Source organism: Micromonospora sp. WMMD737, assembly GCF_049179055.1.
Taxonomy (GTDB): domain Bacteria; phylum Actinomycetota; class Actinomycetes; order Mycobacteriales; family Micromonosporaceae; genus Micromonospora; species Micromonospora reichwaldensis.
The window spans coordinates 1-11,757 of sequence record NZ_JBMHMH010000060.1 but is presented as its reverse complement, the minus strand read 5'-3'; the positions used below and the strand labels follow the sequence as shown (position 1 = coordinate 11,757).

General features: G+C 70.6%; 7 protein-coding genes and 2 pseudogenes. 5 read left to right on the top strand and 4 right to left on the bottom strand.

All coding sequences use genetic code 11. The features are described 5' to 3' along the window. A pseudogene (locus ACN27A_RS34710) lies at window positions 1-227 on the bottom strand (RNA polymerase sigma factor); the annotation flags it as partial. 251 nt (window positions 228-478) lie between these two features. On the opposite strand from ACN27A_RS34710, the gene ACN27A_RS34705 reads away from it, so the two are divergent. After that, window positions 479-1,282, top strand: coding sequence for a GntR family transcriptional regulator (locus tag ACN27A_RS34705; protein ID WP_421459303.1), 804 nt, complete (start codon window positions 479-481; stop codon window positions 1,280-1,282). Then, window positions 1,257-1,811 carry a GNAT family N-acetyltransferase gene (locus ACN27A_RS34700; RefSeq protein ID WP_421459300.1) on the top strand — a complete coding sequence of 185 codons (555 nt, stop codon included), beginning with the start codon at window positions 1,257-1,259 and terminating at the stop codon, window positions 1,809-1,811. Before ACN27A_RS34705 ends, ACN27A_RS34700 begins: the two co-directional genes overlap by 26 nt. Before the next feature lie 92 nt (window positions 1,812-1,903). Here ACN27A_RS34700 and ACN27A_RS34695 read toward each other — a convergent pair whose 3' ends face one another. From ACN27A_RS34695 to ACN27A_RS34685, 3 genes are all read right to left on the bottom strand, one after another. Beyond that, window positions 1,904-2,401, bottom strand: a complete 498-nt coding sequence (locus tag ACN27A_RS34695) for a hypothetical protein (protein WP_421459298.1) — start codon at window positions 2,399-2,401, stop codon at window positions 1,904-1,906. A gap of 75 nt (window positions 2,402-2,476) precedes the next feature. Continuing rightward, the gene (locus ACN27A_RS34690) at window positions 2,477-3,286 is read right to left on the bottom strand and encodes a hypothetical protein (RefSeq protein WP_421459296.1); all 810 of its coding nucleotides are present in this window, start codon (window positions 3,284-3,286) and stop codon (window positions 2,477-2,479) included. Window positions 3,287-3,365: 79 nt separating this feature from the next. Beyond that, on the bottom strand, window positions 3,366-3,818 hold the full coding sequence (locus tag ACN27A_RS34685; RefSeq protein ID WP_421459294.1) for a hypothetical protein: 453 nt from the start codon (window positions 3,816-3,818) through the stop codon (window positions 3,366-3,368). 157 nt (window positions 3,819-3,975) lie between these two features. On the opposite strand from ACN27A_RS34685, the gene ACN27A_RS34680 reads away from it, so the two are divergent. The 3 genes and pseudogenes from ACN27A_RS34680 to ACN27A_RS34670 form a co-directional block, all read left to right on the top strand. Continuing rightward, window positions 3,976-4,248 (top strand): recombinase family protein, encoded by a 273-nt coding sequence (locus ACN27A_RS34680; RefSeq protein ID WP_421459292.1) that lies wholly within the window; start codon window positions 3,976-3,978, stop codon window positions 4,246-4,248. Window positions 4,249-4,672: 424 nt separating this feature from the next. Further along, window positions 4,673-4,849 carry a hypothetical protein gene (locus ACN27A_RS34675; RefSeq protein WP_165942569.1) on the top strand — a complete coding sequence of 59 codons (177 nt, stop codon included), beginning with the start codon at window positions 4,673-4,675 and terminating at the stop codon, window positions 4,847-4,849. Further along, window positions 4,849-11,757 (top strand): annotated as a pseudogene (locus tag ACN27A_RS34670) (hypothetical protein); the annotation flags it as partial. The gene ACN27A_RS34675 and the pseudogene ACN27A_RS34670, both read left to right, overlap by 1 nt.

Here is an 11,757-nt window from a genome sequence, read left to right as displayed (position 1 = left end):
TCGCCGTCCGGGCGGAGCGCGCCGATGTTGCGCAGCGCCCGCACGAACGTCTCCGAGGTCAGGTCCTCGGCCGCCTGGCGGTCACGCACCTGGCCCGACACGAACCGGAACACCTGGTCGACGTGCCGGTCGTAGATCAGACCGAACGCCTCCGCGTCACCGGCCTGAGCCCGTGCTACCAGCGCAGACACCTCGCTGGACATCGATTCGGGGCGAGGCTGTACCGGACGTATCCGGGCAGCACGTACCCTCATAGCTGGCATCTCGTCCTCCTAGGGGTGGGTGCCATCCGGGCTCGGTGGGAGGGCAATCCCGCCGAGCCCTCTTGTTCTATGCAGGCGCATTCCAAGGTCTAGAGCATCGTCATTGACCAGACAATGCGCGTGGTGTTGATGGTGCTACTCGGCACCAAAGGACGTCAAGGGGTAGCGGCAACATTGACTAGACATTGTTCGGTTGCATGAGCGAGACTCGGAACGTGGACAACTTCAGGGCCACCCCATTGCCGGCCTACCAGCGGATCGCTGCGGCGCTCCGCGACAGGATCACGTCGGGAGAGCTCGCTGGAGGCGAGCGGCTCCCGACGGAGCAAGAGCTGACCGAGGAGTGGGGCGTAGCTCGGCAGACCGTCCGCAACGGGATCGCCGTCCTGGTCTCGGAAGGGCTCGTGGTCGCAAGGCGCCCGCTCGGGCACTTCGTCCGTCAGCGCGAGACCATGCTGTACCGACCCCAGAGCGAGTCACGAGACCAGCCGGCAAGCCCGGAGATGGACCGCTTCTGCCAACAGATCACCGAAGAGGGGCGGAAGCCGAGTCAGACGATCGACGTGTCCCTCATCCAGGCGCCGCCGGACATCGCTCAGCGCCTACAGGTCGACCCGGGCACGGTAGTGGTGGCTCGTCGGCGGGTGCGCTACATCAACGGCGAGCCGGTCAACATCAACGACTCGCACTTCCCGCTCCACCTGGTGAAAGACTCCGAGATCATGTCGCCCGCTGACGTCGTCAGGGGCACCAACCAGGCGCTTGCCGACCTGGGTTACCCGCAAGATCGCGCCATCGATGAGATCTTCACCCGAATGCCCACCCCCGAGCAGATCCGCCGGCTGGGCTTGGGACCGGGCACACCAGTGGCGGTCCACTACGTGACTGGCTACATCGCCGACGGCACGCCCGTACGGTGCACGGTCAACGTGCTGCCGAGTGATCAACATGTCATCGTGTTCGAGCGCAAGTTCGAGCGGACCTGGAGCGACCTTGACCCTGACCATTCGGCCCGCTGAGGACGATCACGAGTTCGAGATCGCGATGGCGCTGCTCATGCAGCGAATCCAGTGGCTACGCGAGCGCGGGTCAGACCAGTGGGTCACCTGGGAACGGTGGCGAACGAAGTTGGGCCCCTCACTCGCGGCTGGCGACATCTGGATCTTGTGGGACGGCGACGAGGCCATCGGCACGATCACCGTCGAGATGACCGGCGACTCGGATTTCTGGACTCCCGACGAGCTGACCGAGCCAGCCGTCTACGTCTCGAAGCTGGCCGTGCGACTCGATCGCGCTGGCCAGGAACTCGGCACCCTGCTGTTGGCGTGGGCCAGCGACTACGCGTGGCGGCACGGCTGTCGCTACGTCCGGCTGGACGCCTGGAAGACCAACGAGGGCCTACACGCCTACTACCTCTCACGCGGATGGACGTACCTGCGCACGTCGACTGACCCGAATCGACGGTCCGGGGCTCTGTTTCAGCGCGCAGCAGGCCCAATGAGCCAGCAGCCGATCGACCTGCGAACGGCTACTTCGCGGCACGGGTGATCGCCACCCGGGCGCGGGGCCGACCCTCGGCCGGTCGGTCCGCGCCCGGGGATCGTGGCGTCTAGGTGCTCACCCTTCTGGTGCAGCTGGCCTCAGCTCTTGATGCCAGCGGAGCCGAACAGGTCGAGCTGCTCGCCGGGGTCGGTTGGCCGGCACGCCTCCCATACGGCGTCTCCGGCCTGGCCGCAGGCGTCGACGACGTCGTTCCAGCCGATTCCTCGGAATCCGCCCGGGTGGTCGCGCCAGGCGATGACGGCCTGCTGGCAGCGGTGGATCAGGTCGTCGGTGACTCGGCCGCTGTCGAGCACGTTGCCCAAGTCGGTCCAGGTCAGCCGTAGCGGCTGGCGGAGGTGCCCGTCGGTGATCTCGATCCGGGTCTTGGTGAGCCGGAGCATCCGGCCGGCGGGCAGTGACATCCCGAGGTGGTCAGGGGCGAGCTGTCGGGCGTCTCGGGTGCGCCAGTAGGTCAGCGGGTGGATGGCGTGACTGCGGGCGAAGGATCCAACGGCCCAGGCCAGCAGCGGACGGTGGGTGGTCGGGGTAGCGGTGGCGAGGATGGTGCGGGCGTCGGTCCGGTGGCTGCTGGTCATGGTGGTCTCCCCGTCGTTGCTGGTCGGGTGGCGTCCCTGTGCCCGGGCCGGTGGCGGCCCGGGGCACGGGTGCGGTCAGCCGTGGTCCTGGTCGACGTCGACGCCGTCGGGCAGGCGGGTCCAGCCGGTGGGGGTCCAGATCTGCCAGTGCTGGTCGGGGCCGGCGGGGTGGTCGCGGCGCAGAACGTAGGCGGCGGCGCGGTGCCAGGTGGGGTCGGTGGTCAGCGGCACGGGGACGCTGGCGTGGAGAGTCGGATACGGATCGCCGTCGCGGACGTGCTGCATGAGCCGGACCGGGGTGCGGGAAGCGGCCAGCCGCGCGGCGACGTCCGTCGCGGTGAGGTGCTCGCGGACCAGCTCGGCCAGCACGTCGGCGACGGTGGCGGAGTCGCCGGTGTACAGCCGGCACTGCTGGGCGTACTCGTCGAGTTCCCTGCCTCCGAGGCAGTTCAACTGGTAGGTGGCGCTGCGGTGCCGGTAGGTGGTGATCCAGCCGACGAAGCGGTCGCCGAGGTACAGCGGGTGCTGCTTCGCGCTGCCGGGGCCGGGGTGGGCGGGGCCGTCGACCCGGAGCTGGGTGTGCGGGACGGTCAGGCCGGTGTGCGGCAGGGTCACCGGCCCGCTGGTCGCCGCGATCACCATGGCGTTGATCCAGGCCACGCGGACTGAGTTGGAGTGCGTGCAGTTGCGGCAGTCGATCGGGGCGGCGACGGCGGCGCCGACCTTGACGGTGTCGCCTCGGGTGCCGGCGCTGCACGAGCCGGCGACGTAGCGGGGCTCGCCGGCCGGGCCCGTGATGCTGCTCAGGTTGCCAAGGTGGACGACGCGGCCTCGGCCGATGCGGACCGGTGCGAGCTGGGCGGGCCGGGTGTTGGTGCTGGTCATGGTCTCGATCCCTTCGATGTACTGACGGGGTTGGCGGGGTGCCGGGGCCGGCCCTCGGTGGGCCGGCCCCGGCTGGGTGTCAGCAGTCGTCGGGGTCGGGGTCGTTGCCGTCGTGCTGGTCGGCCGCGCCGTACAGAGAGGTCGTGATCTCGGTGAGCTGGGCGAAGAGGCCGTGCCGGTAGACGACCTGGCTGCGGATCGCCTCGGCCTTCGGCGGCCACTGGCCGACCAGGTAGTCGGCCAGCGCCTGCCGGGACTCGTCGGCGAGGGCCTGCGCCTGGTCGCGGCCGGCCAGGTCGATGGCGGCGGCGAAGATGGCGCCGGCGATGTCGTAGCCGACTCCGGCCGGGTGGTTGCGCACCCGACGGTTGGCGGCCCGCAGAATGACCGACGGGCTGAACGTGCCGGTCTCGAACGGGCACTCCGGGTGGCACGGGTCTCCGGCGCTGACGCCGTAGGCGTCGGCACCGCAGCCGACGCACTGGTCGTTGTGGTCGATCTCCCGGGTCGGGATCGTCGTACGCTGGGTCATGGAACTGCCTTTCGCAGAGGGGTTGTTCTTCCTGGTCCGGCCGGGTGAGCCACCACCTGGCCGGACCGTTCCTTGCCTCTCTATCGTACAGGAAAAGGTGCAGGAAAAGCTCCTTCAGGGGTCTTTTTATGTACCTTTTTGCCGTACGCTGTGGGGCATGAGCAGCGAATCTGAGATGCGCCGGCCCGAGGTGTCGGCGGGGATGGCGGCGGCCCGGGACCGGGGTGTGCGGCTGGGTCGGCCGCCGGCACCGGTGCCGCCCTCGGCGGGCCGGGCGGCGGAACTGCGCGGTGAGGGGCTGTCGCTGGCGGCCATCGCCGAGAGGCTGAACGCCGAGCAGGTGCCGACCCCGTCGGGCAAGGGCAAGTGGGCCAAGAGCAGCGTCAGCTACGTGCTGACCCGGTATGACGCGGCGCAGGCATCGGCGTAGGCCGTGGTGGGCGGGGTTGCGGGCTTGCCCGCGCGCGGTGCCGGGGTGGGGTGGGATCTCCTCGTGTCGGCCGATCTCCGATCGACCGGGCCGGCTCCGGGACGGCCAGGCTCGGCGTAGCCGACCGCGCAGCGGCTTGGCCTGGTCGTCCCGGAGACGGTCTGGTAGCCCTCTGGGCGGCCGGCGCGAGGGGATCCCACCCCTGGGTGACCACTCACCCACCTGGCACCGGCGGTCGCCCCCGGGCATCTCCGAGAGAGGCCCCGCCGGAGGCGTCGTCCTTCCGCCGGTCTACCGGCGGGCACTGACCCGCACCGACGCGCGGGCGCTGCCCCGGTGCGCCCACCGGCGGCCCGGCAACAGGGGTGCGGCGTATGCGCCGGCCGGCTACCTTGATGTGCTCAAACGATCATGCGGGGGAATCGTGAGCGAGCCGCACAGCCAGGCCACACCAGAGCGGGACGTCGACGCGGCGTTGACCGGGTTGCAGGACCAGATTGACGCAATCGTGCGGGTGCTGGGCGATCACCAAAGGGTGTTCGAGGCACTGCGTGCGGCGGGGCTGCTGCCAGATGGTGGTGGCGCGGGCCAGGACCGGTGATGGCTGAGCCTCGTGACACGACGGTCGAGCGGATCGTCGCGTCGGTCTACCGGGTCGATGACCTGGCGAGTCGGGCGGAGTCCCTTGCCGCGCAGGTAGCCGGCCCCGCCCCGGCACCGCCCGTGGACCAGGCTGTCCGGCAGCGGTTGCTCGCCGCCCAGGCCGTCGCCGCCGAGGTCTACCGCCAGCAGCTCGACGACGCGCCAGGGCCATCGCGGTGGCTGACCGCACAGGGCGTGCCGACTGACGGGCGCTGGACGGTGGGATACGCCCCGGACCGGCCGGCAGCGGTCGTCAACGAACTGCGGCGGCGCGGGTTTACCGACGCCGAGATCGTGGCCAGTGGCCTGGCCGCGACCAGCCGCGGCGGCCAGTTGGTCGACCGGTTCCGCAACCGCGTGATGGTCGGAGTGCGCGACCACCGAGCTGCCGGGACTCCGGTCGTCGGCTGGGTCGGCTACGCCCCGCCCGGCGCGGCGACCGACGCGGCACCAGTGCTGCACAGCCCCACCACGGCGGTCTACCGGCCGGCGGACTGCCTCATCGGCCTGGCAGAGCAGCCCGAGCGGGACGGCCGTACCGTCGTGGCCCGCAGCGCGTTGGAGGCCATCGCCTTGGCCGAACGCGCCGACGAACTGGGTGAGAACGCGCCGCTGGTGGTGGCGCCCGCCGGGCCCACGCTGACCGGATCGCAGGTCGCCGCGCTCACCGCGCACACCGACACGGCGGCCGGCGTCACCGTCGTCCTCGACAACGAGCACGACCGGCACGCCGAACGGGCCTACCAACTGCTCGCCCCTGCCGTGGCCCGGCACCCGAACAGGCCAGGGCCACTCGGGTACGCCTACCCCGGCGCCAGCGCCGTCGTGGAGTCCCACCCCCTGGTGGAGGCTGCGGTCACCAGCCGGGTCGCCCGGGCCGCCCGAGGGTTCGTAACGCCGAAGGGGCGGGCGGTGGCCGCTGACTCCATCCGCGCCATGCTCGACGGGCAGCCCGCCGACCTCGTCGACCGGTGGGCCTCGTACGCCGCTGAACGGCTGGGTGTGCCCGTCATGCCCACGCCACCGGCGCCTGCGACCACGACCCCGGACACCGCCGTCGACGTGCCGGCACCGGTGATGCTCAGCGGCGCTGCCGCCACGACTGGTCCTCCGGTGGAGAGCGTCGACCACCCCCTGCCTGCGCCAGCGGCGGACCCCGCACCAGATTCCACCGTTGCCCAGCACGATGCGTTCGTCGACGCCGAGCAGCCCGTCCAGCAGGCAACCGAGCGGCCCGTCCAGCAGGTACCTGAGCAGCTACATCTTGACTTCCCGGTCGCGGACGTCGAGGCCCCCAGCCTGGAGGCTGGAAACGACACGGACCTGGCTCCCACTCGGATCGACGCTGAGAGTGATCCGGACCCGCAGGACGAGCCCGACGCCGGCAGCTCCCTACCGGATGACGACGCCCTGGTCCTGCCCGACCCGTCACCGGATGAGCCGGAAGAGGTCCCGGAGCCGCTGGCCGGTGCGATCCCGGTGGAGGGCGTCGACGGCTACCACTACACGCGTGGAGACGACACCGTCACGACGGTCTACGGACCCGACAACACGGTGGTGGCCGTCGGGAAGTCGGCCGGCGGCGGCATCACGGCCGGCGAGGTTGATGGCGTGCGCATCACTGGTGCTGCCATCTACGGCACCCGCAGCTTCGCCGAACTCGCGGCCCGCCAGCACCAGGCCGCCAACCTGCCACAGGATCAGCGTGACCGGGTGTGGATCGAGTTCGTGCGCGACCCGACCGCGAAGTCGGGCCACGTCATCGTGGTGCATGGCACGGTCAAGGACGATCCTCTCGACGACCGCGCCACCAAGGACGCCGCCCGGTTCCTGTGGTCCGGCAAGAAGAAGGCGCGGGTCAGCGGCCGGAAGTGGACCGCACGCACGGTGGACGACAGCCTCGCCCGCCTGCTGAGCGAGTTCGCCCGGCAAGGCAGAGCTGTCCTGGTCCGTCCCCCTGACGCGGGACGCCCCGAGAGCGAAGCACCCAGTCCTGCACCCGTCACCACCGAGCGGCAGCCGCAGGATCGTCCGGCGGCCGACCCGCACTCCTTGAGTGACGAAGACCTGGCTGAGGCCATCCGCAGAGCGGAGGGTCAGGTCGGGTACGGCATCCGCCGCGACGAAGCGGCGGCTGCCCGGGCCGATGCCTTGCAGAAGGTGCGGCAGGACCGGGTCCTCCAGCGCGTGGAGAACGCACCAGAGGCCGCGGGCATGAGCGACGACGAGCTTGCCGCAGAGCAGCGGTGGCTGATCGAGTCGTTCGCCCGCAACGCGTTCACGGCTGGAGACGGCGCGCGGGCCGTACGTGCCCGGCGTGATGCCGTCCAGGGTGAGCGGCAGCGCCGCGAGGCAACCGTGCTGCTGGCGGGCCCGACTGCCCAGAGCCTGGACGACGAAGCCCTCGACACGGTCTACACACAGACACGCGGCCTGTGGGTCCGCATGCAGTCCAGCCACGAACTGCACGACGTGCTCGAACAGCGCGGTGAGGAGCTGCGTACGGAACTGGCGCTGCGCCGGATCCGGCACTACGAGCAACGGCCGGACGTCGCCGGCATGACCCTGGAGGACCTGGCTGCGGAGAGCGCGGAACTCTCCGGCTTCCGGGAGCCCGAGGCCCTGTTCCAGCGCAAAGACGTCAACCAGGCCCGACAGGCACGGTTGGCGGTCGTCGACACGGAGATGGACCGCCGGGAAGCAGCCCGGTATCCCGATGAACTCGCCCGCGCCCAGCTTCGGGGCAGCCGCGCGACTCGGGAGGTGACGATCGACGGGATGCCGCACGCGTACGGCCTTGTCGAACCGGTGCCTGGCAAGGAAGCCCACTTCAAGGCGCAGGTCCGCTACACCACTTGGCTTGGTGAGTTCCCGTCTCGGGCCGCGGCCGTCGCTGCTCTGGTCCGCCACTACGACACGGACCCCGCCACCTACCCTCAGCGGACCTGGGGTGTTCCGCGTGATGTCGCGCTGCCGGTCGCCGTGCGCACTGAGCTGCTGGCGTGGCTGGAGCCCCGGGCGGACAGCAGCCCGGAGTGGCGGCGCCTCATGGAGATCTTGTGGCTGGTGCCGACCCGGCAGGCGGACCGGAACCCGCTGACCGGTGAGACAATGCAGACGTACCACTACTCGGTCGAACAGGGTCTGCTCAGCGAGCTGGCCCGGGTCGGGGAACGGGTGACCGCAGACCTGCGGACGCGGTCGGCCAACACCGAGCTTCCCCGCAAGGACCGGGAGGCCGCCAAACGTCGTATCCCGGCGATGGGTGCCGCTCTGCACAACGTCCTCGGTCTACGTGACCGGCTCGCCGCCGAGGGCATCAACACGGATCTGCGGGCGGTGGACCAGAGCCAGGTGGCGGCCCAACTCGCGGCGCTGGCCGGCGTCGACAACGACATTGAGGAAGGTGGCGATGACAGTCAGCCAGTACAGCGTGATGGCGCGGGAGCACTGGAGCAGGTTCCGGCCCCGGGAGCTGGCGGGGTTGCAGGACCCGGAGGCGTTCTTCGCCCGGATGGGCAGCCAGATCCAGCAGGCGGTGATCGACACGCAGGAGGCGCTGGAGGAGACGCTGGAGCCGGAGACGGACTACCAGGCGCGGGTGGGTCAGCTGAACCAGATCCGGGCCACCGCGGAGCAGCAGGTGATGGCGCAGTTGCTGCCGCCGCCGGAGGACGACCAGGACCCGCCGATGCCGCCGAGCGCGCTCCGCAGCGGCCTGGACGAGATCAGCCGGGACCTGAACAGGATGTAGCGCCGTTCCGGCCCGATCCGCAAGATGTCCCTCGTGGTCCGCTGGCACGCGCTGCGGCGAACCTGGCAGCCATCAAGGTCCTGAACCGGTTGGAGCAGACACGCACGAGTGCCACCCACGACGACAAGCGGGTCCTGGCCCGCTGGTCGGGCTGGGGATCGGTGCCCGTGGTGTTCCTCGAACAGCCGGACGAGAAGAACCCTGTCTATGGTCAGGGCGGGCAACGCGAGGGCCGATACGCCCAGGACCTGAGACGGTGGGAGGAATACTCACCCGTCCGCAACGAGCTGCGGGAGTTGCTGGACCCGTTCGCGTGGGCCGCCGCTTCCCGCGCGGTCCTGTCGGCCCACTACACGCCGCAGGCCCTGGCCCAGGCCATGTGGGATGGCCTGCGCGCCTTCGGCTTCGACGGCGGTGAGGTCCTGGAGGCCGGCTGCGGTTCGGGGACGTTCTTCGGCACGGCCCCGGCCGGCACGGTGCGGTTGACCGGCGTCGAGCTGGACCCGGTCACGGCCCGGATCGCCCAGTTCATCTACCCCGACGCGAACGTGCTGGTCGAGTCCTTCGCCGACACCGACGCCCCGGCTGGTGCCTTCGACGTGGCGATCGGGAACGTGCCGTTCGCGCAGGTGCCCTTCACCGAACGCCGGTACGGCGCGACGGGCCACAGCCTGCACAACGGGTTCCTCATCAAGGAACTGGCCCTGGTCCGCCCGGGTGGCATGGTCGTGGCCGTCACGTCCCGCTGGACGCTCGATGCCGAGGACACCGCCGCGCGCCGCCAGATGGCCCGCTACGGCGACCTGGTCGCCGCGTACCGGCTGCCCGCCGGGGTCTTCACCGACACGGGCACCAGCGTCGTCGTCGACGTCCTGGTCCTGCGACGCCGCGCCGAGGGACAGGACCCTGCCGACCTGGCCTGGCTGGACGCTCCCAGCCGTGAGCTCAACGGCAGCACCCACACCATCAACGCCTACTTCACCGCCCACCCGGAGCACGTCCTGGGCGAGCTGACCGCCGCGTCCGGCCCGTACGGGCCCGCGGTGACCGTCAAGGGCGACCCCGCGCGAGCCGTCGACGACCTGCGGGCCGCGTTGCAGCAGGCAGCCGAGCAGGCCACGGCCGACGGGCGCGGCTACCAGCCGCACCCTGACGGCCCCGACCGCAAGCCGCTGCACCTACAGACGGCCCGGGACAAGCACGCCAACGACTACACCGGTCGCCTCTACCTCGACGAGGACGGCCGGATCTGGCAGCACATCAACGGCGCGGACCCCGTCGAGGCGGTCCCCTCCGACGGCAACACCGGGCAGTTGCTCGCGCTAATGCAGTTGCGCGACGTCGCCGCCGAGCTGAAAGAGCTGGACCGCACCGGTGACGAAGCTGACCGCGCACAGCAGCTCCGGGCCCGGCTGCGGGAGCTGCACGCGGCCTACACCACGGCGCATGGTCCCCTGTCCCGGCCCCGCCAGACCCGCCTGTCGGCCGGGGCTGAAGTACGCGAGCGCGCCAGAGCCGAGGGCCGGGAGGTCCGCGAGGACGAACGCACCCTGACCGCGTCGGGCTGGTTCCGGGAGGACCCCGACGCCGCCACGGTGCTCGCGTTGGAATCCTGGGACCGCAAGCACGACGTGCCGGTCCTGTCCGAAGTCCTCGCTCGGCGGCCGGGCGCCCGTAGCGGCCGGCTGGAACACACCGACGATCCGAAGACGGCCCTGACCGCCGTCATGGGCGCCACCGGCCAGGTCGACCTGGTCCGCATCGCCGAACTGCTCGGCACCACCCCCGACGAAGCTCGGCGTCGTCTGGGCACCGAGGTGTTCGACAATCCCGTCACCGGCCGTCTGGAGCACGCCGGCATCTACCTGTCCGGGGCGGTCCGCCTCAAGCTGGATGAGGCCCGCACCGCCGCCGCCAGTGACCCCGCCTACGCGGTGAACGTGGCCGCGCTGGAAACGGTGCAGCCCCGCGAGAAGCGCATCGGCCAGTTCACCCCCCAGCTCGGCGCGCACTGGATTCCCGCCCCGCTCGTGCAGGGCTTCCTACGCCAGTACCTGGGCGATCCCACGCTGCGGGTCGACCACAACGAGCGGTACGGCTGGTCGCTGTACGCGGGCAAGGTGCCCGACGCCATCAACGCGCTCAAGGGCACCGAACGCCGCTCGGCCGTGCACATCGCCCGCGCGATCCTCGGCCGCGGTTCCCTGGTCGTCGAGAACGCCGTGTCCATGGGCGACAAGGTCGTCCACGAGGTGGACGAGGACGCCAGCCGCGCGGCCCGGCAAAAGGCCGACGCGATGCGTTCGGCGTTCGAGGAGTACCTCACCGCCGACAGCACCCGGGTCAAGGCCCTCACCGACGCCTACAACCGGATCATGAACGGGCACGTCGTCCGCAACTACGACGGCCTGGCCCCCACTCTCGCCGGCTTCACCGACCAACGCACACCGCACCCTCACCAACTGTCGGGCGCCGCTCGCATGCAGTTCGAGCGGGGCGTGATCCTCGCCCACGAGGTCGGACTCGGCAAGACCACCACCATGATCATGGGCACCCAGGCGCTCAAGGCATCCGGGCAGATCCACAAGCCCTTCGCGGTGGTGCAGCGCCACCTCGCCAAGCAGTGGCTCGACGAAGCCCAGTTCCTGTACCCCAACGCCGACATCCGCCTGATCACCAGCGACCTGCTCTCCGGCGACGAGCGTCGTCGCACCCTGGAGTGGCTGCGCTCCAACACCCCAGACCTGACGATCTTCACCGAGGGCGCGTTCACGTCGGTGAAGATGAGCCCCGAGTTCCAGGAGTGGTACGAGTTCCAAGAGGTCGACAACCTGCGCGAGCAGATCCTGCGCGAACGCGGCGTCCCCGAGAACGGTCTCGCCGTGATGAAGCTCGAACAGCGGCTGGCCACCCTGGAAGCCCGGCTCCGGCGCAACGCCGCCCCGATGCGCACCCCCGGCGAGCTGTACTGGGAAGACCTCGGCTTCGACTACGCCACCATCGACGAACTCCACCGGTTCAAGGGGGTGGGTTTCCGGTCGAAGGAAGCCGGCGGCGACACCGCGAAGATCCGCGCGGTCGACCTGCACCAGAAGCTCACCCACATGCACCAA

Coding starts and splice junctions, on each gene's coding strand:
- ACN27A_RS34695 (WP_421459298.1), bottom strand. CDS start 2,401: ATGACCAGCAGCCACCGGACCGACGCCCGCACCATCCTCGCCACCGCT.
- ACN27A_RS34690 (WP_421459296.1), bottom strand. CDS start 3,286: ATGACCAGCACCAACACCCGGCCCGCCCAGCTCGCACCGGTCCGCATC.
- ACN27A_RS34685 (WP_421459294.1), bottom strand. CDS start 3,818: ATGACCCAGCGTACGACGATCCCGACCCGGGAGATCGACCACAACGAC.
- ACN27A_RS34680 (WP_421459292.1), top strand. CDS start 3,976: ATGAGCAGCGAATCTGAGATGCGCCGGCCCGAGGTGTCGGCGGGGATG.